The 22,380-nt window shown below is 71.4% G+C and carries 21 protein-coding genes; 7 read left to right on the top strand and 14 right to left on the bottom strand.

Annotation, left to right across the window (positions count from 1 at the left end; genetic code table 11):
* Positions 1 to 77: 77 nt before the first annotated feature.
* Positions 78 to 1,088, top strand: coding sequence for an acyl-CoA desaturase (locus ACZ4SW_RS03415; protein WP_468237288.1), 1,011 nt, complete (start codon positions 78 to 80; stop codon positions 1,086 to 1,088).
* A 67-nt stretch (positions 1,089 to 1,155) separates the two neighbouring features.
* Positions 1,156 to 1,758: a TetR/AcrR family transcriptional regulator gene (locus tag ACZ4SW_RS03410; protein WP_236041747.1), complete on the top strand. Its 603-nt coding sequence runs from the start codon at positions 1,156 to 1,158 to the stop codon at positions 1,756 to 1,758.
* A 200-nt stretch (positions 1,759 to 1,958) separates the two neighbouring features.
* Here the strand turns inward: ACZ4SW_RS03410 and ACZ4SW_RS03405 are convergent, their stop codons facing one another.
* The gene (locus ACZ4SW_RS03405; protein ID WP_468237285.1) at positions 1,959 to 2,345 is read right to left on the bottom strand and encodes a VOC family protein; all 387 of its coding nucleotides are present in this window, start codon (positions 2,343 to 2,345) and stop codon (positions 1,959 to 1,961) included.
* Positions 2,346 to 2,349: 4 nt separating this feature from the next.
* Positions 2,350 to 3,150, bottom strand: coding sequence for a trans-aconitate 2-methyltransferase (locus tag ACZ4SW_RS03400; RefSeq protein ID WP_468237282.1), 801 nt, complete (start codon positions 3,148 to 3,150; stop codon positions 2,350 to 2,352).
* An 89-nt stretch (positions 3,151 to 3,239) separates the two neighbouring features.
* Between ACZ4SW_RS03400 and tamR the strand changes: the two genes are divergently transcribed.
* Positions 3,240 to 3,737 (top strand): MarR family transcriptional regulator TamR, encoded by a 498-nt coding sequence (gene tamR / locus ACZ4SW_RS03395; RefSeq protein ID WP_468237280.1) that lies wholly within the window; start codon positions 3,240 to 3,242, stop codon positions 3,735 to 3,737.
* Here tamR and ACZ4SW_RS03390 read toward each other — a convergent pair.
* Entirely contained in the window at positions 3,696 to 4,460 is a 765-nt protein-coding gene (locus ACZ4SW_RS03390) for a LuxR C-terminal-related transcriptional regulator (protein ID WP_468237278.1), read from the bottom strand. The two genes, tamR and ACZ4SW_RS03390, sit on opposite strands and share 42 nt — an antisense overlap.
* Positions 4,461 to 4,710: 250 nt before the next feature.
* On the opposite strand from ACZ4SW_RS03390, the gene ACZ4SW_RS03385 reads away from it, so the two are divergent.
* Positions 4,711 to 5,166 (top strand): GNAT family N-acetyltransferase, encoded by a 456-nt coding sequence (locus ACZ4SW_RS03385; RefSeq protein ID WP_468237276.1) that lies wholly within the window; start codon positions 4,711 to 4,713, stop codon positions 5,164 to 5,166.
* 139 nt (positions 5,167 to 5,305) lie between these two features.
* On the opposite strand, the gene galK is transcribed toward ACZ4SW_RS03385, so the two are convergent.
* The 3 genes from galK to galT are packed head-to-tail and all read right to left on the bottom strand — an operon-like array spanning position 5,306 to position 8,475.
* Entirely contained in the window at positions 5,306 to 6,448 is a 1,143-nt protein-coding gene (gene galK, locus ACZ4SW_RS03380) for a galactokinase (RefSeq protein WP_468237274.1), read from the bottom strand.
* Entirely contained in the window at positions 6,449 to 7,417 is a 969-nt protein-coding gene (galE, locus tag ACZ4SW_RS03375; RefSeq protein WP_468237272.1) for a UDP-glucose 4-epimerase GalE, read from the bottom strand.
* A complete protein-coding gene (gene galT / locus ACZ4SW_RS03370; protein ID WP_468237270.1) occupies positions 7,414 to 8,475 on the bottom strand; it encodes a galactose-1-phosphate uridylyltransferase in 1,062 nt (353 codons plus the stop codon). The genes galE and galT overlap by 4 nt, the downstream gene beginning before the upstream one ends.
* Before the next feature lie 177 nt (positions 8,476 to 8,652).
* On the opposite strand from galT, the gene ACZ4SW_RS03365 reads away from it, so the two are divergent.
* Complete coding sequence (locus ACZ4SW_RS03365; protein ID WP_468237267.1) at positions 8,653 to 10,332, top strand: sodium:solute symporter family protein; 1,680 nt, start codon at positions 8,653 to 8,655, stop codon at positions 10,330 to 10,332.
* Positions 10,333 to 10,352: 20 nt separating this feature from the next.
* Positions 10,353 to 10,661 (top strand): hypothetical protein, encoded by a 309-nt coding sequence (locus ACZ4SW_RS03360; protein WP_468237265.1) that lies wholly within the window; start codon positions 10,353 to 10,355, stop codon positions 10,659 to 10,661.
* 94 nt (positions 10,662 to 10,755) lie between these two features.
* On the opposite strand, the gene ACZ4SW_RS03355 is transcribed toward ACZ4SW_RS03360, so the two are convergent.
* From ACZ4SW_RS03355 to ACZ4SW_RS03340, 4 genes are all read right to left on the bottom strand, one after another.
* Complete coding sequence (locus ACZ4SW_RS03355) at positions 10,756 to 11,439, bottom strand: helix-turn-helix transcriptional regulator (protein WP_468237263.1); 684 nt, start codon at positions 11,437 to 11,439, stop codon at positions 10,756 to 10,758.
* 252 nt (positions 11,440 to 11,691) lie between these two features.
* On the bottom strand, positions 11,692 to 13,470 hold the full coding sequence (locus ACZ4SW_RS03350; RefSeq protein ID WP_468237261.1) for an outer membrane protein assembly factor BamB family protein: 1,779 nt from the start codon (positions 13,468 to 13,470) through the stop codon (positions 11,692 to 11,694).
* Between the two features lie 60 nt (positions 13,471 to 13,530).
* Positions 13,531 to 15,309, bottom strand: a complete 1,779-nt coding sequence (locus ACZ4SW_RS03345; RefSeq protein WP_468237260.1) for an outer membrane protein assembly factor BamB family protein — start codon at positions 15,307 to 15,309, stop codon at positions 13,531 to 13,533.
* A gap of 243 nt (positions 15,310 to 15,552) precedes the next feature.
* On the bottom strand, positions 15,553 to 17,358 hold the full coding sequence (locus ACZ4SW_RS03340; protein ID WP_468237258.1) for an ABC-F family ATP-binding cassette domain-containing protein: 1,806 nt from the start codon (positions 17,356 to 17,358) through the stop codon (positions 15,553 to 15,555).
* Between the two features lie 157 nt (positions 17,359 to 17,515).
* On the opposite strand from ACZ4SW_RS03340, the gene ACZ4SW_RS03335 reads away from it, so the two are divergent.
* Positions 17,516 to 18,109 carry a Uma2 family endonuclease gene (locus tag ACZ4SW_RS03335; protein ID WP_468237256.1) on the top strand — a complete coding sequence of 198 codons (594 nt, stop codon included), beginning with the start codon at positions 17,516 to 17,518 and terminating at the stop codon, positions 18,107 to 18,109.
* A gap of 9 nt (positions 18,110 to 18,118) precedes the next feature.
* Here ACZ4SW_RS03335 and ACZ4SW_RS03330 read toward each other — a convergent pair whose 3' ends face one another.
* From ACZ4SW_RS03330 to ACZ4SW_RS03315, 4 genes are all read right to left on the bottom strand, one after another.
* Positions 18,119 to 19,012: a 4-(cytidine 5'-diphospho)-2-C-methyl-D-erythritol kinase gene (locus ACZ4SW_RS03330; RefSeq protein WP_468237254.1), complete on the bottom strand. Its 894-nt coding sequence runs from the start codon at positions 19,010 to 19,012 to the stop codon at positions 18,119 to 18,121.
* On the bottom strand, positions 19,013 to 19,879 hold the full coding sequence (gene rsmA / locus ACZ4SW_RS03325; RefSeq protein ID WP_468237251.1) for a 16S rRNA (adenine(1518)-N(6)/adenine(1519)-N(6))-dimethyltransferase RsmA: 867 nt from the start codon (positions 19,877 to 19,879) through the stop codon (positions 19,013 to 19,015). It abuts the gene before it with no gap.
* Positions 19,880 to 19,926: 47 nt separating this feature from the next.
* On the bottom strand, positions 19,927 to 21,312 hold the full coding sequence (locus ACZ4SW_RS03320) for a ubiquitin-like domain-containing protein (RefSeq protein ID WP_468237248.1): 1,386 nt from the start codon (positions 21,310 to 21,312) through the stop codon (positions 19,927 to 19,929).
* A gap of 130 nt (positions 21,313 to 21,442) precedes the next feature.
* Positions 21,443 to 22,342 carry a TatD family hydrolase gene (locus ACZ4SW_RS03315; RefSeq protein ID WP_468237246.1) on the bottom strand — a complete coding sequence of 300 codons (900 nt, stop codon included), beginning with the start codon at positions 22,340 to 22,342 and terminating at the stop codon, positions 21,443 to 21,445.
* Positions 22,343 to 22,380 lie beyond the last annotated feature (38 nt).

Here is a 22,380-nt window from a genome sequence, read left to right as displayed (position 1 = left end):
CTCCCGTCAGCCAGGGAGCACGCTGGGTGCCGTATCCGGGCACTTGCCTCGACCCTCGACCCCACAGGGGACGCCCCATGACGACAAGCTCCGATGTGATCGAAGACGCCGCGAAGGCGAACGACGACTCTGCGATGCCCTCCGCGACGCTGGGTGGCGAGCAGAAGCGTTCGATCGAGCAGATCACGCTGCTGCTGTTCATCACGGTCCCGTTCCTGGCGCTTCTCGCGGCGGTGCCGCTGGCCTGGGGATGGGGGGTGAGCTGGCTCGACATGGGCCTGCTGGTCTTCTTCTACTTCCTGGGCTGCCACGGCATCACGATCGGTTTCCACCGTCACTTCACGCACGGCTCGTTCAAGGCGAAGCGGCCCTTGAAGATCGCGCTCGCGATCGCGGGGTCGATGGCCGTGGAGGGGCCGCTGGTGCGCTGGGTGGCCGATCACCGCAAGCACCACAAGTTCTCGGACGCGGAGGGCGATCCGCACTCCCCCTGGCGGTTCGGGGAGACGGTCCCCGCGCTGATGAAGGGGCTGTGGTGGGCGCACATCGGCTGGATGTTCGACGAGGAGCAGACGCCGCAGGACAAGTACGCGCCCGACCTGATCAAGGACCGGACGCTGCGCACCATCTCCCGCCAGTTCGTGCTCTGGACGGTGGTGTCGCTGGGACTGCCGCCGCTGATCGGCGGGCTGGTGACGATGTCGTGGTGGGGCGCGTTCACCGCGTTCTTCTGGGGGTCGCTCGTTCGGGTGGCGTTGCTGCACCACGTGACGTGGTCGATCAACTCGATCTGCCATGCGGTGGGCAAGCGGCCGTTCAAGTCGCGTGACCGTTCGGGCAACGTGTGGTGGCTGGCGATCCTGTCGTGCGGTGAGTCGTGGCACAACCTGCACCACGCGGACCCGACGTCGGCGCGGCACGGGGTGGAGCGCGGCCAGTTGGACTCCTCGGCGCGGCTCATCCGCTGGTTCGAGCGGCTGGGGTGGGCGTACGACGTGCGCTGGCCGTCACGCTCGCGTATCGATTCGCGTCGCAGCGGTGACGGGAGTGGCTCCCGGCGCGGGAAGGTGACCGCCGGCACGGCATGATGGCGGAGTGGCGACCGACTCCAGCACCCCCAGCAGCGACAAGCAGCGGCGCCCGCGCCGTACTCGGATGACCGGTGCGGAGCGCCGCCAGCAGTTGCTGGAGATCGGTCGCACGCTGTTCGCCGCGAAGGGGTTCGAGGGCACGTCGGTGGAGGAGATCGCGGCGAAGGCCGGGGTCTCCAAGCCGGTGGTGTACGAGCACTTCGGCGGCAAGGAGGGGCTGTACGCGGTGGTGGTGGACCGTGAGATGCGGCGCCTGCTGGACATGGTGACGAGTTCGCTGACGGCCGGGCACCCGCGTGAGCTGTGCGAGCAGGCCGCCTTCGCCCTCCTGGACTACATCGAGGAGTACACGGACGGTTTCCGGATCCTGGTGCGGGACTCCCCGATCCCGCAGTCGACGGGTTCCTTCGCGTCGCTGATCTCGGACATCGCCACGCAGGTGGAGGACATCCTGGGCCGCGAGTTCAAGAGCCGCGGCTTCGACCCGAAGCTGGCGCCGCTGTACGCGCAGGCGCTGGTCGGGATGGTCGCGCTGACGGGCCAGTGGTGGCTGGACGTGCGCCGGCCGAAGAAGGCCGAGGTGGCGGCGCACCTGGTGAACCTGGCGTGGCACGGGCTGGACGGGCTGGAGCCGAAGCCTCGGCTCATAGGTCACCGGAAGAGCTAGCAACGGGTTGGCCGACCCTGTGTGTTGATCACCCGATGTGATGACCTTTGTCGGTTCCGACGGCTAGCGTGGGTACCCAGGCCGTTGAATCCCGCTCATGGGAGGAATCACCATGACTGCCGAGCCGAGCGCCGCCCACGACTCCGAGCCCGGCATCCACTACGACAAGCTGGAACTCGCCGAGCCGTTCGAGATCGACATCACCTCTGCCGCACTCGACGAGCTGTGACCGTCGGCTCCAGGAACTCCAGCCGATTCCCCACCGGATCCTCCGAGTAGAAGCGCCGGTGCCCCGGCAGGTCGTCGTTCCAGGTGACCGGCGCCCCGCGCGCGGCGAGCCGCGCCGCGTACGCCTCGATCCCCGTGACGCGCAGCCCGGGGTGCGCCTTCCGCGCCGGCCGGAAGTCCTCCTCGATCCCCAGATGCAGTTGCACGGCCCCCGCCTGGAACCAGCAGCCGCCGCGGGCAGCGAGCACCGGCGGCTTGGGGATCTCCGTCATGCCGACGACGCCGGCGTAGTACGCGCGCAGCCGGTCCTCGGAGCCGGGCGGGGCGGCGAGCTGGACGTGGTCGACGGCGGTCAGCATCGGGTCAGGCTCCCTTCCGGGCGACGGCGAAGATGCGGCGGAACGGGAACACCGTGCCGTGCTCCGTCGCCGGATAGGCCTCGCGCAGCGCCGTCCGGTACTCGGCGACGAACTCCTCCGCCTCCTCCCCCAGCTCGGTCAGGACGGGCCGCAGCCCGGTGCCCTTCACCCAGTCGAGGACCGGGTCCTCGCCGTGCAGCAGGTGCAGGTACGTGGTCTCCCAGACGTCCGCCTCGCAGCCGAGCGCGGTCAGACGCTCCAGGTAGGCCTCGGGGGTGAGCACGGCGTCGTCGTGGCGCAGGGTTTCGGCGAGGCGGTCCTTCCAGCGCGCGGAGTGGGCGAGCTCCCGCATCAGCCGGTGGCTGGGGGAGGCGAAGTTGCCGGGGATTTGGAAGGCGAAGGTGCCGCCCGGCTTCAGGGCCGTCACCCAGTCGGCGAAACGTCCGGCGTGTCCGGGGACCCACTGCAGGGTGGCGTTGCTGATGATCAGGTCGTACGGCTCTTCCGGCGCCCAGGTGCGGGCGTCGGCGTGCGCGAAGTCCAGGCGGCCGCCGCCGGGCGTGGGGCCCGCGTAGGCGTCGGCCCTCGCGAGCATCTCCGGCGAGTTGTCGTATCCGGTGATGTGGGCGGTGGGCCAGCGCTCGGCGAGCAGGACGGTGACGTTGCCCGGGCCGCAGCCGAGGTCGGCGATGCGGGGCCGGTCCCCGGGCAGGCCGGGCACGCGGGAGAGCAGGTCGGCGAAGGGGCGGGCGCGGTGGTCGGCGTGGCGGAGGTACTGGGCGGGGTCCCAGGTCGGCTCGGTCATGGGACTCACTCTCCCCGAGCATCTATCTCGATGTCAAGATGTTTGATGTCAAGAGACTTCACATCGACACAACCACTACACTTGATCGCATGGAGGACGAGGTCGATCGGCTGGTCGCGGCGTGGCGCAGGGAACGTCCGGACCTCGACGTGGAACCGCTCGAGGTGCTCAGCCGGGTCAGCAGACTGGCCCGGCATCTGGACCGCGCGCGCCGACTGGCGTTCGCGGAGCACGGCCTGGAGCCCTGGGAGTTCGACGTCCTCACCGCGCTGCGCCGGGCCGGCAGCCCCTATCAGCTCTCCCCCGGCCAGTTGCTCACCCAGACGCTGGTCACCTCCGGCACGATGACCAACCGCATCGACCGCCTGGCGAAGAAGGGCCTGGTCGAGCGGCTCCCGGACCCGAGCGACCGCCGGGGCGTGCTGGTGCGGCTCACGGACGAGGGCCGGGACCGGGCCGACCAGGCCCTCGCCGGGCTCCTCGACCAGGAGCGCGCGATCCTCTCCGAGCTGAGCTCGGCGCAGCGCGGTGAGCTGGCCGCGCTGCTACGCCAGCTGACCGCCCCGTTCGACAACATCCCCGGCTAGGTCCACCGGACCGACCCCGGCGCGGCGGGCGAGGGCGACTGCGGCGAGGGTGGAGTGGACGCCCAGCTTCCCCAGCACGTTCTGCATGTGCGTGCGGACGGTGTGCGGGGACAGGAACAGCCGCTCGGCCACGGCCTTGCGACCGAGCCCGGCGACCATGCACCGCAGCACCTCCCGCTCCCGGGGCGTCAGGGACTCCACCAGACGCTCGCTCTCGGTGCGGTGTTTGCGGGCCGCGGTCAGCTCCCTCAGCACCCCGGTGAGCAGGGCGGGCGGCAGGTGCGTCTCGTCGCGCAGGACCCCCCGGATGACCGTGAGCAGCCGCTGCAGCGAGCAGTCCTTGGCGACCCAGCCGGAGGCGCCCGCCTGCAGGGCCAGTGCGGCACGGCGCGGATCGTCCTTCTCGGCCAGGACCACGGTCCGCACGTTCGGCTGGCCGGAGCGGACGCCGGCGACCAGGGAGATGCCGTCGACTCCGTCCTCGTTGGCCTCCTGGACGGGGACCGCCGGGCGCGAGCCCGGGACGTTGCCCCCGAGGTCCGCGTCGACGAGCATCACGTCGAATCTGCGGCCCTCCGCCACCGCCCGCTCCAGGCAGCGCAGCGCGGCCGGACCGCTGCCGGCCGCGGACACGTCGACGTCCGGTTCGGCCGCCAGGGCGGCGGCGAGCGACTCGGCGAAGATGCGGTGATCGTCGACGACCAGAACTCGGATGCGAACCACTCATACCCCCACTGTTCGGGGGACGGCCCGGCGCGGATACGGCGCCCGGAGCGCTCCCCGGATTCTCACCTGGGACGGGTAACGCAGCGGCACGGCCGCCGCCGTGCCGGAACAGCTACCCCCACCCCGGGCGTCGTACCCGACTGTCTCGCCCCCTGATCAGCACCGGCCCCCACCGGTGCTGTTCACAGGGTAGGGCCGCCGGCCTGGAGCGGAAGGGCATTTGCAGAACTGGTCGGCCGACGCGTTTATGGTGAGCCGCATGTTTCGTATCGAGACAGAAGTCGACAAGGGGCGGCGGGATCAGCTCCGGGCTCGGCTGCGCGAGACGAACACGGCGGCGTCCCCGGTGCTGCGCGCCCTGCGCGGAACCCCCGCGGAGCGTGATGTCCCACTCCATGTGTGGGCGCTGGACGGGGCGGGGGACCTGGCGGGCGGCCTGGTCGGGCACACCTGGACCACGTGGCTGCACGTGGCGTACCTGTGGGTGGACGGCCGGCACCGCGGTGCGGGCCTCGGTACGCGGCTGCTGGCACAGGCGGAGCGGACGGCTCTGGTGGACCGCGGCTGCACGGCGTGCCGCCTGGAGACGTGGGACTTCCAGGCCCCGGTGTTCTACCGGAAGCAGGGCTACGAGGTGGTGTGCGTGATCCCCGACTATCCGCCGGGGATCACGGAGTACACGCTGACGAAGCGACTGCGCTGACCATGCGCGCGGTCCGATCCGCATCGCGCGCGTGTCGCCCGTCGGCCGCGCCGGCGGCGGGGTCCGAGCCGCCGGCGGCCACGGGTCAGCTCAGCCGGCGTGCGCCGGCGGCGGGGTCCGAGCCGCCGGCGGCCACGGGTCAGCTCAGCCGGCGTGCGCCGGCCGACGGTACCGCCGGGAAGACCCGGGGCGCCGCATAGCCGGCGGAGCCGAACGCCTCCTCGATCGCCTTCGTGATCGTGTCCGCATCGGAGGCCTCCGTCAGGACGATCGCCGAGCCGCCGAAGCCGCCGCCCGTCATCCGGGCGCCCAGCGCGCCGGCGGCGTTCGCCGTGTCCACCACCAGGTCCAGCTCCGGGCAGGAGATCCGCAGGTCGTCGCGGAGGGAGACATGGCCCTCGGTCAGCACGGGGCCGATCGCCCGGACCTCCCCCGCGTCCAGCAGCCGCACGACCTGCTCGACCCGGTGGTCGTCGGAGACGACATGGCGCACATAGCGGCGCACCCGCTCGTCCGACAGGCGCGCGAGCGCGGAGTCCAGCTCCTCGTACGCCACGTCCCGCAGGTGCGAGACCCCGAGCTGCCGTGCGCCCTCCTCGCAGCCCTCGCGCCGTTCGGCGTACGCCCCGTCGCCCAGCGCGTGCTTCACGCGGGTGTCGACGACCAGCAGCGTCAGGCCCTTCGAGGCCAGATCGAAGGGGATCTGCCGGACGGACAGGTCACGGCAGTCCAGGTGCAGCGCGTAGCCGTCCGTGGCGCACGCCGACGCCATCTGGTCCATGATCCCGCAGGGCACGCCCACGAAGTCGTTCTCGGCGCGCTGGGCGATCCTGGCCAGCTCGGGACCGGTCAGACCGAGCTCGTACAGGTCGTTGAGCGCGAGGGCGACGACCACCTCCAGCGCCGCCGAGGAGGACAGACCGGCGCCCGTCGGCACCGTGGAGGACAGGTGGACGTCCGCGCCGGTGATCGGGTGGCCGTCCTGGCGCAGCACCCAGGCCACACCCGCCGGGTACGCGGCCCAGCTCGTGTTGGTCAGCGGCTGCAGTTCGTCGACGCGCAGTTCGACGACCGGGCCCTCGATGTCCGCGGAGTGCAGCCGCAGCACACCGTCGCCGCGCCGCGAGACCGCCGCGACCGCCGTGTGCGGCAGCGCCAGCGGCATCACGAAACCCTCGTTGAAGTCCGTGTACTCGCCGATCAGGTTGACCCGGCCCGGTGCCGCCCAGACGCCCTCGGGAGCCGTCCCGAAGATCTCCCCGAAGCCCTCGCGTACGCCCACCTACTGCTCCCTTGAGATGTTCTGTGCGAACTGCCACGCGTCCGCGACGATCCCCGCGAGGTCCGCGCGGGACGGGTTCCAGCCGAGCTTCTCGCGGGCCGTGGCCGCGGAGGCGACCAGGACCGCCGGGTCGCCGCCCCGGCGCGGGGCCACGACCTCGGGGATCGGGTGCCCGGTGACCTGGCGCACCGTCTCGATGACCTCGCGCACCGAGAAGCCGTTGCCGTTGCCGAGGTTGCAGATCAGGTGTTCGCCGGTGGTGGCGGCGGCCAGGGCGAGCAGGTGCGCCTCGGCGAGGTCGGCGACGTGGATGTAGTCGCGGACGCAGGTGCCGTCCGGCGTCGGGTAGTCGTCGCCGAAGACCGAGATGGCGTCCCGCTTCCCCTGCGCGACCTGGAGGACCAGCGGGATGAGGTGGGACTCGGGGTCGTGGCGCTCGCCGTAGGCGCCGTAGGCGCCGGCGACGTTGAAGTAGCGCAGGGAGACGGCGCCCAGGCCGTGCGCGGCCGCCTCACCGGTGATCATGTGGTCGACGGCGAGCTTGGAGGCGCCGTAGGGGGAGGTCGGCGCGGTGGGGTCGGTCTCGGTGATCGGGGTGCTGACCGGCTCGCCGTAGGTGGCGGCGGTGGAGGAGAAGACGAGCTTGCGCACGCCCGCCTCGCGCATGGCGCCGAGCAGGGCCATGGTGCCGCCGACGTTGTTGTCCCAGTACTTCTCGGGCTTCACGACCGACTCGCCGACCTGCGAGAACGCGGCGAAGTGCAGCACCGCGTCGAAGGAGGGGTCGAGCCACTTGGCGGCGTCGCGGATGTCGCCCTCGATGAAGGAAGCACCGCCCGGCACGCCCTCGCGGAAGCCGGTGGAGAGGTTGTCCAGGACGACGACCTCGTGGCCGGCCTCCAGCAGGTGCTGCGCGACCACGCTGCCGACATAGCCGGCGCCGCCGGTGACCAGGTACTTCCCGCTCATGAACTCGCTACCTCTCTCAGTCGCCGGGCCGCGGCCTCCGGCGGCACGTCGTTGATGAACACGTTCATGCCGGACTCGGAACCCGCGAGGAACTTCAGCTTGCCGGAAGTGCGGCGAATGGTGAAAAGCTCGAGGTGGAGCGCGAAGTCGTCCCTGGTCACGCCGTCGAACTCGTCCAGCGTGCCGAACGGCGCCTGGTGCCAGGCGGCGATGTACGGCGTCGGAGGCTCACCCTCGCCGAAGATCCGGTCGAAGCGCCTCAAGAGTTCCAGGTAGACCTTGGGAAACTCTGTGCGCGCCGCCTCGTCCAGCGCGAGCAGGTCGGGGACGCGGCGGCGGGGGTAGAGGTGGACCTCGTAGGGCCAGTGCGCGGCGTACGGCACGAAGGCCACCCAGTGGTCGCTCTCCAGGACGATCCGCTCGTCGGCGAGTTCCCGCTCCAGGACCGCGTCGAACAGGTTCTCCCCGCCGGTCGCCTCCTTGTGGGCGGCGAGCGAACGGAGCATCAGGGCGGTGCGGGGGGTGGTGAAGGGGTACGCGTAAATCTGCCCGTGCGGGTGGCCGAGGGTCACGCCGATCTCCGCGCCGCGGTTCTCGAAGCAGAAGACCTGCTCGACGGCCGGCAGGTGGGACAGCTCGGCGGTGCGGTCGGTCCAGGCGTCCAGGACCAGGCCCGCCTGCTCCTCGGTCAGGTCGGCGAAGGAGGCGTTGTGGTCGGAGGTGAAGCAGACGACCTCACAGCGCCCGGAGTCGCCGGCGAGCGAGGGGAAACGGTTCTCGAAGACGACGACGTCGTACGTCGAGTCCGGGATCTCGCTCAGCCTGCCGTCCCGGGAGGGGCACAGCGGGCACTCGTCGGCCGGCGGGTGGTAGGTGCGGCCCTGCCGGTGCGAGGCGATGGCGACACGGTCGCCGAGCAGCACGTCGTGGCGGATCTCGGAGGTCGTGACGGTCCGCTCCAGCGGCCGGTGGTCGACCGCGTCCCGCACCACGTCGTCACGCAGGTCGTAGTAGATGAGCTCACGACCGTCGGCCAGCCGGGTCGAGGTCTTCTTCACGTTGGACTCTCCATTCGAGCCACTCACCCTTCAAACATAACCCAACACACCAAAACACAAGTCATCACCAGCGTCAACGTCACAATCGAACAAAGACCACCATCAGAAGTGTTCAAATATCGAACGCGGAGGCGTAGGTTTCCGAACTGATTGGTACACGCAACGAAGCGAGCACTCATGGAAACCCCCACATATCTGGCAGCCGGGCTACGACTCCCCACGAACGGGCTCGACTACACGATCCTCGGGATCTACTTCGCGGTCGTCCTGGGCATCGGGTTCGCGGCCCGCCGCTCGGTGAAGACCAGCCTCGACTTCTTCCTGTCAGGGCGCTCCCTGCCCGCCTGGATCACCGGCCTGGCGTTCATCTCGGCCAACCTGGCCGCCACCGAGATCCTCGGCATGGCCGCCAACAGTGCCCAGTACGGCGCCTACACCGTGCACTGGTACTGGATCGGCGCCATCCCGGCCATGGTCTTCCTGGGCCTGGTGATGATGCCGTTCTACTACGGCTCCAAGGTCCGCTCGGTGCCCGAGTTCCTGCTGCTCCGCTTCGACAAGGGGGCGCACCTGCTGAGCTCGGTCCTCTTCGCGTTCGCCGCGATCCTCATCGCGGGCGTGAACCTGTACGCCCTCGCGATCGTCGTGGAGGCGCTGCTGGGCTGGCCGCAGTGGGTGGCGATCGTGGTCGCCGGCTTCTTCGTGCTCGCGTACATCACCCTCGGCGGCCTGTCGTCCGCGATCTACAACGAGGTGCTGCAGTTCTTCGTGATCCTCGCGGCCCTCATCCCGATCACCGTGCTCGGCCTGAAGAAGGTCGGCGGCTGGGGCGGTCTGACCGACAAGCTCACCAAGACCCACGGCCACGACTTCGTCACCGCGTGGGGCGGCACCGGGATCGGGCACGCCAACCCGCTGGGCGCCAACTGGCTCACCATCGTCCTCGGCCTCGGCTTCGTGCTGTCCTTCGGCTACTGGACCACCAACTTCGCCGAGGTGCAGCGCGCCCTGTCCGCGAAGAATCTCTCCGCCGCCCAGCGCACCCCGCTGATCGCCGCGTTCCCGAAGATCTTCATCGTGTTCCTGGTGATGATCCCGGGCCTGGTGGCCGCCGTCCTGGTCCCGAAGATCGGCACGCCCGGCTCGTCCCTCCAGTACAACGACGCGATCCCCTACCTGATGCAGGAGCTGCTGCCCAACGGCGTCCTCGGCATCGCGGTGACCGGTCTGCTGGCGGCCTTCATGGCGGGCATGGCGGCCAACGTGTCGTCCTTCAACACGGTGTTCACCAACGACATCTGGGCGAAGTACGTCGTCAAGGACCGCGAGGACGGCTACTACGTCCGCTTCGGCCGCCTCATCACGGCGATCGGCGTCCTCGCGTCGATCGGCACGGCGTTCCTGGCGTCGTCGTTCTCCAACATCATGAGCTACCTGCAGACGCTGTTCTCCTTCTTCAACGTGCCGATGTTCGTGGTGTTCATCGTCGGCATGTTCTGGAAGCGCGCGTCCGCGAAGTCCGGCTTCTGGGGCCTGCTCGCCGGCACGGTGACGGCGATGGTCAACTACTTCGTCGTCTACAAGCACGGCATCATCTCCATCCCCTCCGACCAGGGCGCCAACTTCGTCTCCGCGATCGCCGGTTTCGTGGCCGGCGCGGTCGTGATGGTCGCGGTCTCGCTGTTCACCAGGCCCAAGCCGGAGGACCAGCTCCAGGGCCTCGTCTACGGCACCCGGTCGCCGGGCATGGCGGAGCCGCCCGCCGCGGGCGACGACGCCTGGTACCGCAGGCCCGCCCTGCTCGGCTGGGGCGCGGTCGTCCTCGCCGCCGCCTGCTACATCCCGTTCTCGCTCTGACCGCGGAGGATTGACCGACCATGTCCGAGTACTCCGAACACGACGTCCAGCGCAAAGTCACCGAGCTGGAGGGCAAGTCCGCGACCGCGGCCCGCATCTTCGACCTGCGCCGCATCATCGGCGGCCTGTTCGTGATCTACGGCGTCATCGTGATGATCGCGGGCTTCACGGCCTCCGACGCGGCGATCCGCAAGGCGGAGGGCGTCAACATCAACCTGTGGACGGGCCTCGGGATGCTGATCCTCGGCCTGCTGTTCCTGCTGTGGCTGAAGCTGCGGCCGATAGCTCCGCCGTCCGTTGACGCGGGGGCGGAGGAGAGGCCGGAGTAGCGCGGCCACGCTTCGGCGAGCACCGGGGAACCGTGCGTCGTACATCGGCCGCGGGTGGGCCGTGGCCGGCCGCACGGTTCCCCGCGCCGCTCGGTCACTCGCTTCCGGGACGGACGGGCCCCGCCCGGTCCAGCAGGCCCGTTCGTGCGGCCAGGGCGGCGGCCTCCAGGCGGGAGCCCACGCCCAGTTTCATCAGGACGCGCTGGACGTGGGTGCGGGCCGTGGACGGGGCGATGCCCATACCCGCCGCGATCAGTCGGGTGTCCTCACCGTCGGCCACCCGGACCAGGACCTCGACCTCCCTCGGGGTCAGCATCTGCAACAACCGCTGACCCTCGTCGTCCGGCTGCGCGGCCGGGTTGAGCAGTTCGCCGAACGCCCCCTGGAGCAACTGCGGCGCCACGGCCGCCTCCCCCGCCCGCGCCTTCATGATGGCCCGCTCGACGCCCTCGATGCGCTCGTCATGGCGTACGTAGCCCGAGGCGCCGGCGGCGAACGCGGCCGCTATCCCGCGCGGGCTCGGCACCGGGCCGAGGACCAGCACCGCCACCTGCGGGCGCTCCCGCTTGATCCGCACCACCGGGTCGAAGGCGCCCGGCTCCGCGGGTGCCGCCGTGCCCAGCAGGCACACCTCCGGCGCCCTGCTGATCACCAGGTCCGCCGCCCCCGCGGCGGGCGCCGCGGCGGCGAGCACCCGGTGCCCCCTCAGCTTCAGAGCCGAGGCCAGCGCCTCGGCGAGCAGTCGGTGGTCGTCGACCACCATGAGCCGCACTCCCATCGAGCAACCCCCCAGTCCCCCCCATGGATGCCCACTATGGATGCCCACTGGCCCATAGGGACAGAAGCCCCCCGGCGCACCCCCCGTCCTTCATGCCCCCGGAAGCTACACGCTTGTTCGACATTGCGCTTCCCCTACCGCCCAGAAGTGCCCCGGATTACCGAAATCCAGCCCATTGGCGCCTGATGAGAGGTACGTGAAAGGCCCCGCCCCCGAACAGGTGCGAGGCCTTCGCCGTGCGCCGCGTACGCGCTACTTCGCGCCGAAGCCGAGCGCCGTGTACGACTTCTGGTCCGCCGTGAACGGCTTGCCGACCAGATCCTTGCCGAGGAACAGCCGGCCGTCGGTGTAGAGCAGCTCGGACGTCTTCGGGACCATGCTCATGATCGCGCTCAGCACGTCCCGGGTGGCCGGGGTCTCCAGCAGCCTGGTCTGCTTCAGGGAGCGGCCGTCGACCGAGAGCACCTGGGCGCCCTTGTCGTACGGGCCGCTCTTGTACGCCAGCACGTTCCCGCCGTCCATGCGGATCGGGAAGATGTCGTAGCCGTCACCGGCGTCGATCCGGTCGCCGGTGGTCTTCCCGGTGGCCAGCGAGAACGCGATGATCTCGTTGGTCCGGGCGCCCTCGGCGGAGCCGTCGTGGTCGTTGGTCGGCACGTACAGCTTGTCGTTGCCGACCGTGATCGCGTGGCAGTCGTGCACCTTGCCGACGCCGCAGTGGTGCTCGTATCTGCCGTCCTCCAGCGTGATCTTCGTCCGCAGCTTTCCGGTGTCGTCCAGCGAGAAGACGTCCGTGGCGCCGGAGGCGGTGATCCCACCCGAGTCCACGCCGAACACGACCGGCCTGGTGGAGATCACCTTGGCGTTGTCGATGCCCTGGGGGAGCTTGTAGCTCCACCTGGCGCCGCCCGTCCTCGGGTCGAGCAGCCGTACCTCGTACACCTCACTGCCGAAGGGGCCGCACTTGCGCACCGCGACGAGCTGCTCGCCGCCCGCGTAGCCGACGTCCGTGCAGGAGCCCCTCTCGTGCTGCCACAGCACCTTGCCGGTGGTCAGGTCGAAGGCGGCGCCGCCGTAGAGGCCCGCGCCGGCGGCGACCGTCGTGCCGCTGATCGACACCTCACCGAACATGACCGGCGCGCCCTCCGTGCCGACCGATCGGGTCCACAGCTTCTTCCCGGTGGCGACCTCGAACGCGGTGACGTCGCTGCACGGCTTGCGGTCCCGCACGTTCGTCCGTTTGCCGGACTCGGTCACCACCGCGGCGATCCCCGAGGAGCTGATCTCGGGTGAGCCCGCGCACGTCTGGCCGTTCAGCGGCAGCGTCCACCTGGTGGCGCCGGTGTCCGGGTCGTAGCCGACGATCTTGTCGATGCCGGCCTTGGCGTAGACGGAGCCGGTGAGCCAGGAGCCTGCGACGTTGTCGAGCTCCTGTCGGTCCTCGATCTGGGGCGCCGGGATCCGGAAGAGGACCTTGGCGCGGGCGTCGGCCGGGGCCTTCTCCTCGCCGGAACCGGAACCGGAACCGGAGCCGCCGCTGCCCTGGCCGCCGTCGGCCCCCGACGCGGTGTCGCCGCCCGTACCGGTGCCGGCGGAGCTGCCCGCGTACCAGGCCCCGACGCCGACGATCAGCGCGATGGCCGCGACCGCCGCGACGACGATCCACACCGTGGCGCCCGGTCCCTTGCGACCGCCGCCTGGGGTGAACTGCGGCGGTACGGGAGCCGTGGGCGGCTGCTGATAACCGTGGCCGGTGTGCGGGTTCGGGTAGCCGTATCCGGGCTGCTGGCTCGGGTAGCCGAATCCGGGCTGCTGGTTCGCGTAGCCGTGACCGAGCTGCTGCGGATACCCGTACCCCGGTTGCTGCGGGGGCGCCGGCTGCGGGTAGCCGTAGCCCGGCCCCTGGGCGGGCGGCGGTTGGGGTGCGCCGAAACCGCCCGGCGGCGGAGGCTGCGGGGCGCCGAAGCCTCCTGGCGGTGGCTGGTCGGGTGGCGGGGGCGGCTGGTGGGGAGGGGGCGGCGGCTGGCTCATGACGGGGGCACCTCGAAGGACACGTGGACAGCGGGCGGGGACGGGTGGCTCAGGGGCCGCTCACCTGCCGTAGGCCAGCATCAGCTTCTCCTTGGACCGGGTACCGCCCGTCAGCCGCGTCGTGGAGATGTAGAGGCGCCCGTCCACGTAGTCGATCGCTTTGGCGAAGAAGCCGCTCTCGACCTGCGCGGCACCGGCCGGGTTCCGCAGGAGCCTCGTCGCGGTGTGGCTCCCGCCGCCCGTCGCGATGGACACGACCTGCCCGCCCGCGTCGTACGACGGCTCGACGTACGCGATCAGGTGGCCGCCGTCCATCTTGAGCGGCAGCATCGGCTGGTCCGCAGGGGACTTCACCCGCCACTTCTCCTTGCCGGTGTCCAGGCTGATCGCAACGATCTCGTTCGGGCCGCTCTTCGCGTCGGTCGGCAGGTACAGGGTGCCCGCGTCGGCCACCGCGCCCGTGCAGTCCTGCAGGTCACGGTCGAGAACGGCCCAGCCGCACCGGGGTGCGAAGGCCTCGTCGACCTTGAGCTGGGAGCGCAGGGTGCCGTCGTTCCTCAGCGTGGAGACGTTCCAGTGGGTCTTGTCCTCGTCGGTGAGGTAGAGGACGACCGGGTCGACGGAGTAGGCGTGGGCGACCGACCAGCCCTTGGGGATCTTCTTGGTCCACCTGGCCCTGCCGGTCGTGGGGTCGAGCTCCTGCACCTCGTCGTGCGCGTCGGAACCGCCGGCGCCGCAGGAGGCGACCGAGACGAGCTTGGCGCCGCCCGCGAACGCGGTCGGGAAGCAGGCCGCGCCGTACCGCTGCTTCTCCCACAGCTTCCTGCCGGTGGCCACGTCGTACGCCAGGCCGGACTGCGCGCGGGCGACCAGCAGGGTCCTGCCCGTGATGGTCAGGTCGACGGCGAGCGCGCTGTCGAACAGGGCACCGTCGGCGATCTCCGCGCTCCAGCCCTTCTTGCCGGTGTCGAGGTCGATCTCCTGGATGTGGTTGCACTTGGCGCTGTTGCTCACGCCGCTCATGTAGGCGACGACGACCTTGTCGTCGGCCGTCTTCTCCTCAGTGGCCGCGCAGATCTTCTGCGGGAAGGAGATCGGGCTCCAGGCGGGGCCGCCGCCCGCGACGTCGTAGGCGAAGACCTGCTTGTACGCGGCCTTCACCGCCGCCTTGCCGGTGATCCACATACCGGGGGCGTCGGCGCCGTGACCGGGCGCGTCGGGCGCCTGCTCGGCCCACAGGACCCTGTCCTCGCCCGGCTTGCGGCCCTGGTTGAGGCTCTGGGAGTCGTCGCCGCCGCCATCCCCCGGGGCGCCCGGGGCCGAAGCGGTGGAAGACGGCCCGGAGTTGTGGTTCCCGTCCGCGGTGGGCCTCTTGTCCCCGCCGTCGCTGCTGACCGCGTACACGGTGCCGCCTATGAGGAGCAGCGCGGCCACGGCGGCCCCCACGATCAGCGCGGGCCTGCCCTTGAAGGGGTTCCCGGGGCCGCCTCCTCGGGGCGGGGCGGGCACGCCCGGGAAGGGGGGCGGCGGCTGCTGCGGGTAGCCGTGGCCGGGGTGGGGGGTGGCGTAGGGGCCGGGGTGACCGTAAGGGCCCGGCTGCTGGTACGGACTCGGCTGCTGGTACGGGCCGGGGTGAGGCCGGGACTGCGGGTAGCCGTATCCCGGCGGCGCCTGCGGGGAACCGTACCCCGGCTGCGGCGGGGCCGCCGGGGGCTGGACGGGGCGCGGCGGGGTCGCCTGCCGGGGATCCTGAGGGGGGCCGAAACCACCCTGCGGCGGCGGATTCTGCGGTGCCCCGTAACCGCCGCCCCCGGGCGGCTGGTCGGGCGGCTGAGTCATCAGCGCGTTCCCCCTCTTTACTGATGTGTCCCCACGCCCGTGGTGCTGGTTTTCCGCCACGCCGGTGGTGCTCAGGCTGTTCTCGGACGGACCTTTCTATCACCGGGACGTCCTCGAACACGGGGCCGGTCCTGCCCCTGTTCCCAAGGGAGGACCGGCCCGTGATGCCCTCGTTACGCGCCCTGACGCGCCCTCACGCGCTCTTCGCCGCGCCGCCGCGCCCGTGCGGCGCCCGGCGAACGCCTAGGCGTCCTCGGCCAGTTCCAGCCAGCGCAGTTCGAGCTCCTCCCGCTGAGCGGTCAACTCGCGCAGTTCCGCGTCGAGTTCGGCAACCTTCTCGAAGTCGGTGGCGTTGTCGGCGATGTGCTGGTGGAGCTTGCCCTCACGCTCGGCGATCTTGTCCAACTGCCGTTCGATCCGCTGGAGTTCCTTCTTCGTCGCGCGGGCGTCGGCGGCGGAGGCGGCGGCGGGTCTGGCAGCCGAGGGCGCGGGGGCCGCGGCCGCGGCGGCCTCCTCCATGCGGTGGCGCCGCTCCAGGTACTCGTCGATGCCGCGGGGCAGCATCCGCAGCGTGGCGTCGCCGAGGAGGGCGTAGACCTTGTCGGTGGTGCGCTCGATGAAGAACCGGTCGTGGGAGATCACGATCATCGAGCCGGGCCAGCCGTCGAGGAGGTCCTCGAGCTGGGTGAGGGTCTCGATGTCGAGGTCGTTGGTGGGCTCGTCGAGGAAGAGGACGTTGGGCTCGTCCATGAGGAGGCGCAGCAGTTGCAGCCGTCGCCGCTCACCGCCGGACAGGTCGCCGACCGGCGTCCACTGCTTCTCCTTGGTGAAGCCGAACGTCTCGCACAGCTGCCCGGCGGTCATCTCCCGCCCCTTTCCGAGGTCGACGCGCTCCCGGACCCGCTGCACGGCCTCCAGGACCCGCCAGGTGGGGTCGAGTTCGGCGACCTCCTGGGAGAGGTAGGCGAGCTTGACGGTCCTGCCGACGGCGATCCGGCCGCCCGCGGGCTGCTGCTCACCCTCGCTGCGGGCGGCGTCGGCCATGGCGCGCAGCAGGGAGGTCTTCCCGGCGCCGTTCACCCCGACCAGGCCGATGCGGTCGCCGGGGCCGAGCTGCCAGGTGACGTGCTTGAGCAGCACCTTCGGGCCGGCCTGGACGGTGACGTCCTCCAGGTCGAAGACCGTCTTGCCGAGCCGGGAGCTCGCGAACTTCATCAGCTCGCTGCTGTCGCGGGGCGGCGGCACGTCCTGGATCAGCTCGTTGGCGGCCTCGACGCGGAAGCGCGGCTTGGAGGTGCGGGCGGGGGCGCCGCGCCGCAGCCATGCCAGCTCCTTCCTGATCAGGTTCTGCCGCTTGGCCTCCTCGGAGGCGGCGATGCGCTCGCGCTCGGCGCGGGCGAAGACGTAGTCGGAGTAGCCGCCCTCGTACTCGTGGACCGTGCCGCGCTGCACGTCCCACATGCGGGTGCAGACCTGGTCGAGGAACCAGCGGTCGTGGGTGACGCACACGAGCGCCGAGCGGCGCTCCCGCAGGTGCTTCGCCAGCCAGGCGATGCCCTCGACGTCGAGGTGGTTGGTGGGCTCGTCGAGGACGATCAGGTCCTGCTCGGCGATCAGCAGCTTGGCGAGCGCGATCCGGCGCCGCTCGCCGCCGGAGAGGGGGCCGATGACGGTGTCGAGCCCCTGCGGGAACCCGGGCAGGTCGAGCCCGCCGAACAGTCCGGTGAGCACGTCGCGGATCTTGGCGTTGCCCGCCCACTCGTGGTCGGCCATGTCCCGGATGACCTCGTGGCGGACGGTGGCGGCCGGGTCGAGGGAGTCGTGCTGGGTGAGCACGCCGAGGCGGAGGCCTCCGGAGTGGGTGACGCGGCCGGTGTCGGCCTCCTCCAGCTTGGCGAGCATCCGGATCAGGGTGGTCTTGCCGTCGCCGTTGCGCCCGACGACCCCGATCCGGTCCCCCTCGGACACGCCCAGCGAGACGCCGTCGAGCAGGGCACGGGTGCCGTACACCTTGCTGACGTTCTCGACATTGACCAGGTTGACGGCCATTTCACTCCTGACGCGGGGATCGATCAGCCTTCAAGCGTAGAGCCTCCGGGGGAAGGGCCGGGGCGCGTGCGGATCGTCACTCTTTGTGGGGACGTGGTTCGTGATCGACGGCTACGGTGGGAAGACAGGCCGCAGGATCCCGTCCATGGGAGGAACCATGACTGCCGAGTCCGTAGAGCACCGCCACCACTGGCCGGTGCCGCCCCCGGACGGCTACACCGTGGACGACCTGTTCACACTGCCGGATCTCCCGCCGCACACCGAGCTGATCGACGGGAGCCTGGTTTTCGTGAGTCCGCAACGCCGCTTCCACTTCCTTGCGATCGACCTGCTGGTCAACGGGTTGCGCAGGTGCCTCACGTCCCAGTTCAGTGTCGAACGGGAGATGACGGTCGTACTGGATCGGCGCAACGGCCCCGAACCGGACATCTCCGTGGTCCGTGCCGAAGCGGTCACCGACAGGCGTCAGACCCACTTCAAGGCGGCCGACGTCCTGCTCGCCGTCGAGGTGGTGTCACCGGACTCCGAGGCCCGAGACCGCGATTACAAGCCGCACAAGTACGCCGCGGCGGGCATTCCCCACTTCTGGCTGGTCGAGATGGCGGGACAGGACGACCACCCTGCGGTCCAGGTGTACGAACTCGGCGAAGCCACCGGCACCTACGCACTGACCGGCATCCACCACGACCACGTCAAGGTCAGCGTGCCGTACGACATCGACATCGACCTGACCGCCATCGACAACCTCTGAGCCCTGTCCTCAGACGACCGTCGCCCCCGCCACCGGTCCTGCCGCCGTCCGCACCGACCTGCACGTGCCGGACGCTCGCAGGGCCGCTGCCACCTCCTCCGCCGCCCCGGCGTCGCGCGCCAGGAAGGCCGTCGTCGGGCCGGACCCGGACACCAGCGTCGCCAGCGCACCGGCCCCGCGCCCCGCCTCCAGCGTGTCCGCCAGTTCCGGGAACAGGGACAGCGCCGCCGGCTGCAGGTCGTTCGAGACCGTCGCCGCCAGCGCGCCCGCATCGCCCTTCGCCAGCGCTTCCAGCAGGTCCTGGCAGGCGATCGGCTCGGGGATCCGTACGCCCTCGTTCAGTCGGTCGAACTCGCGGAAGACGGCCGGCGTGGACAGCCCCCGGTCCGCCGTCGCGAACACCCAGTGGAAGGTGCCCCCCACCTCCAGCGCCGTCAGCCGCTCGCCCCGCCCGGTGCCCAGGGCCGCCCCGCCCACCAGGCTGAACGGCACGTCGCTGCCCAACTCGGCGCAGATCTTCAGCAGTTCCTCGCGGGACGCCCCGGTGCCCCACAGCGCGTCGCACGCCACCAGCGCGCCCGCCCCGTCCGCGCTGCCGCCCGCCATGCCCCCGGCGACCGGGATGTCCTTGGCGATGTGGATGTGCACGGCCGGATCCAGCCCGCGGCGTTCGGCGAGCGTCAGCGCCGCCCGCGCCGCCAGGTTCGTACGGTCGAGCGGCACCTGCGCGGCGTACGGCCCCGAGCAGGTGACGCGCAGCTCGTCGGCCGGGGTCACCGTGATCTCGTCGTACAGGCCGACGGCGAGGAAGACGTTCGCCAGGTCGTGGAAGCCGTCGGGGCGGGCACCGCCCACCGCGAGCTGCACGTTCACCTTGGCCGGGACACGGACCGTGACACTCACTTACTCGGACTCCCTGTGCTCGGCGATACGCGCGAACTCCTCCACCGTCAGCGACTCGCCCCTCGCCTGCGGTGAGATCCCGGCGGCCACCAGCGCCGCCTCGGCCGCCGCGGCCGAGCCCGCCCATCCGGCGAGCGCGGCCCGCAGCGTCTTGCGCCGCTGGGCGAACGCCGCGTCCACGACCGCGAACACCTGTTCCTTCGACGCGGCGGTCTTGACCGGCTCGGTGCGCCGCACCAGCGAGACGAGCCCGCTGTCGACGTTGGGCGCGGGCCAGAAGACGTTGCGCCCGATGGCCCCGGCGCGCTTGACCTCGGCGTACCAGTTGGCCTTCACGGACGGCACCCCGTACACCTTCGACCCGGGCGCGGCGGCGAGCCGGTCGGCGACCTCGGACTGCACCATCACCAGCGTCCGCTCGATGCTCGGGAAGGTGTCGAGCATGTGGAGCAGGACGGGGACGGCGACGTTGTAGGGGAGGTTCGCGACCAGCGCGGTGGGCGCGGGGCCCGGCAGCTCGCGGACGTGCAGCGCGTCGGAGTGCACCAGCGCGAACCGCTCGGCGCGCTCCGGCATGCGCGCGGCGATGGTCGCGGGCAGCGCCGCCGCCAGCACGTCGTCGATCTCGACGGCGGTGACGCGCTCGGCGACCTCGAGGAGCGCCAGCGTCAGCGAGCCGAGTCCCGGTCCCACCTCCACGACGACGTCGTCGGGCCGCACCTCGGCGGTGCGCACGATGCGCCGTACGGTGTTGGCGTCGATGACGAAGTTCTGGCCGCGCTGTTTGGTGGGGCGCACACCGAGGGCCGCCGCCAGCTCACGGACGTCGGCGGGGCCCAGCAGGGCGTCGGGGGTGGGGCTGCTCACGGGGCAAGCCTACGGGGCGGGGCCGAGCCCTCCGGCCGGTGGCACCGTCACCGGTACAGCCGCGGCCCGCAGTGCGGCCACGGGCTGGTCCCCTGGCGTGCGAACAGCTTCTTCGCCCGGAACGTCTGCTCCGCCGCGGAGGCGTCCTGCGGTCGGCCGGAGCCGCCGAGGCTGCGCCAGGTGCGCCGGTCGAACTGGTAGAGGCCGCCGTACGTGCCCGACGGGTCCACCGCGCCGGCCCGGCCGCCGGACTCGCAGGCCGCGAGCCCCCTCCAGTTCAGGCCCTCCGCGCCGTTCACCGTCTCCGGGCGCGATTTGGTGCCGACCCGTACGAGCTGGGTCTGCGGCTCCCGCACCACCTCGTCCCTGATCCGCCGTGGTCGCTCCCTGACTCCGTTGACGGTGCGCACGGCGTACGTGACCCGGCGCGCGCCCGCCTGCCCGGGGCGCGCGATCACCTCCGTGCCCTTGAGCAGGGTCGGGTCCTTGGTGCGGCGTACGTCGAACGGGATCGGCTCCTCGTGCACCTCCTGGGAGCCGCTCACCCGCAGCACGGTCACCGTCTGCCCGTCGCGCGGGAAGGTGTCCGGTGCCACGGACGTCGTGTCCTGCCGGTACAGGACGACCCCGGCCTGTGCGACGGCCTCGCGGACGGTCGCCGCGTTGGTCCGGATGGTGCGGGGCCGCCCGTCCGCGAGGACCGTCACGGTGCGCTCGGTGCGGACGTCCAGCTCGAGCCCGTCGCGGCCGATCTCCTGGGAGCGGGAGGTCGACACATAGGCGCCTTCGGGCCGCACCCCGAGCTGCTGGAGCGCGCTCTCCACCGTGGGCGCCGTCGTCCACACCTCGCGCCGGATGCCGTCGACGGTGAGCCACACCGGGCGGCCGTACCGCACGGCGATTTCCGCGCCGCTCGTGAGCGGTGTCCCGGGCGCGGGGGCGACCAGATCGTGCTCGCCCACCTTGACGCCCTGCTGGTCGAGCAGTTCGCCGACGTCGGCAGCGAAGGTGTGCAGGGTGCGGGTGCGGCCCTCCACGGTCAGCTCGACGGCCTTGTCGTTGGCGACGAACGCGGTGGTGCCGCCGGCCAGGAACGCCACGACGAGCACCTGGGGGATCAGACGGCGCACGGAGTCGGGGCGGGCGCCGCCCTTCCTGCCGCGCGCCGCGTGGCGTGCCTGGGTGCGCCCGGAGGGGCGCGGGACGGCCTCCGGCGGACGGCGCGGGCCGCTCTCCCGCGGCCGGCGCGGGGCGCTCTCCGGCTGCCGCCGGGGCGGGCGGACGGTCGTCTCCACGGCGAGCGCCGTCGCGGCGCTGCGCCCCTGCGCCCAGGCGCGCGCCTCGTACGCGGGCCGGTACGTGTCCGGGTGGGGCTGACCGGGGGCCTCACGGTCCTCGTACGCCCCGTACGGCGAGTACTGCCGGTTGCTCACGACGACACGCTCCAGAGAGGTTCCGACACGGGCGACCAGAACCTAGCGGCTGGCCGTCACTCTCCAAAGCAACGCCGTGACGCGGTGTCGCGACACGGGCCCTGTCGCGGCCCCCGGCGGACCGGGCCGGTCAGTAGGCGAAAGCCCGGGCCGTGTTGCGCGCGAGGGCCGCCGCCAGCACGTCCTCGTCGACGCCCTTCACCGCGGCCATGGCACGGACCGTGACCGGAATGAGATAGGGCGCGTTGGGCCGTCCGCGGTACGGCGCGGGCGTCAGGAACGGCGCGTCGGTCTCCACCAGGACGAGGTCGAGGGGCGCCACGGCGAGCGCGTCGCGCAGCGGCTGGGCGTTCTTGAACGTCACGTTGCCGGCGAACGACATGAAGTACCCGTTCCGCGCACAGACCTCGGCCATCTCGGCGTCACCCGAGTAGCAGTGGAAGACGGTCCGCTCCGGCGCGCCCTCCTCCTTGAGGATGCGCAGCACGTCGGCGTGGGCCTCCCGGTCGTGGATCACCAGCGCCTTGCCGTGCCGCTTGGCGATCTCGATGTGGGCACGGAAGGAGCGCTCCTGGGCGGCCTTGCCCTCGGGCCCGGTGCGGAAGTAGTCGAGCCCGGTCTCGCCCACGCCTCTGACCTGCGGCAGGGCAGCGAGACGGTCGATCTCGGCGAGCGCCTCGTCCAGCGCCGCGTCCCCGCCCGGCTCCCGGGCGCCCTGCCGGGACCAGCCGTCGGGATCCCCGTGCACGATGCGCGGGGCCTCGTTCGGGTGCAGGGCCACCGCCGCGTGCACGGAGTCGTGGGCGGCGGCCGTCTCGGCGGCCCAGCGCGAGCCCCGCACATCGCAGCCGACCTGCACGACCGTGGTCACGCCGACCGACGCGGCCTTGGCGAGGCCCTCCTCGACCGTGCCGGACTGCATGTCGAGGTGGGTGTGCGAGTCGGCGACGGGCACGCCGAGGGGCGCGGGAAGCGGCGGCGGCGCGTGCTTGTCGGACGTGCCTGACGTGTCGGACGCTCGGGAAGGCATGCCCCGATCCTACGAAAGGGGCATGCCGCCCCCAGGGC

The organism is Streptomyces sp. NPDC028331, from assembly GCF_055565775.1.
Note: the sequence above shows the minus strand (reverse complement) of the source record. Positions and strands in the feature narration are given on the sequence as shown.

Excerpts from the sequence above, each read along its gene's own strand:
- ACZ4SW_RS03355 (WP_468237263.1), bottom strand. The coding sequence starts at position 11,439 with ATGGGAGTGCGGCTCATGGTGGTCGACGACCACCGACTGCTCGCCGAG.
- ACZ4SW_RS03315 (WP_468237246.1), bottom strand. The coding sequence starts at position 22,342 with ATGCCTTCCCGAGCGTCCGACACGTCAGGCACGTCCGACAAGCACGCG.
- tamR (WP_468237280.1), top strand. The coding sequence starts at position 3,240 with ATGGAGGACGAGGTCGATCGGCTGGTCGCGGCGTGGCGCAGGGAACGT.
- ACZ4SW_RS03405 (WP_468237285.1), bottom strand. The coding sequence starts at position 2,345 with ATGCTGACCGCCGTCGACCACGTCCAGCTCGCCGCCCCGCCCGGCTCC.
- galE (WP_468237272.1), bottom strand. The coding sequence starts at position 7,417 with ATGAGCGGGAAGTACCTGGTCACCGGCGGCGCCGGCTATGTCGGCAGC.
- ACZ4SW_RS03365 (WP_468237267.1), top strand. The coding sequence starts at position 8,653 with ATGGAAACCCCCACATATCTGGCAGCCGGGCTACGACTCCCCACGAAC.
- ACZ4SW_RS03350 (WP_468237261.1), bottom strand. The coding sequence starts at position 13,470 with ATGAGCCAGCCGCCGCCCCCTCCCCACCAGCCGCCCCCGCCACCCGAC.
- ACZ4SW_RS03410 (WP_236041747.1), top strand. The coding sequence starts at position 1,156 with ATGACCGGTGCGGAGCGCCGCCAGCAGTTGCTGGAGATCGGTCGCACG.
- ACZ4SW_RS03385 (WP_468237276.1), top strand. The coding sequence starts at position 4,711 with ATGGTGAGCCGCATGTTTCGTATCGAGACAGAAGTCGACAAGGGGCGG.
- ACZ4SW_RS03400 (WP_468237282.1), bottom strand. The coding sequence starts at position 3,150 with ATGACCGAGCCGACCTGGGACCCCGCCCAGTACCTCCGCCACGCCGAC.
- ACZ4SW_RS03340 (WP_468237258.1), bottom strand. The coding sequence starts at position 17,358 with ATGGCCGTCAACCTGGTCAATGTCGAGAACGTCAGCAAGGTGTACGGC.
- ACZ4SW_RS03415 (WP_468237288.1), top strand. The coding sequence starts at position 78 with ATGACGACAAGCTCCGATGTGATCGAAGACGCCGCGAAGGCGAACGAC.
- ACZ4SW_RS03345 (WP_468237260.1), bottom strand. The coding sequence starts at position 15,309 with ATGACTCAGCCGCCCGACCAGCCGCCCGGGGGCGGCGGTTACGGGGCA.
- ACZ4SW_RS03335 (WP_468237256.1), top strand. The coding sequence starts at position 17,516 with ATGACTGCCGAGTCCGTAGAGCACCGCCACCACTGGCCGGTGCCGCCC.
- ACZ4SW_RS03360 (WP_468237265.1), top strand. The coding sequence starts at position 10,353 with ATGTCCGAGTACTCCGAACACGACGTCCAGCGCAAAGTCACCGAGCTG.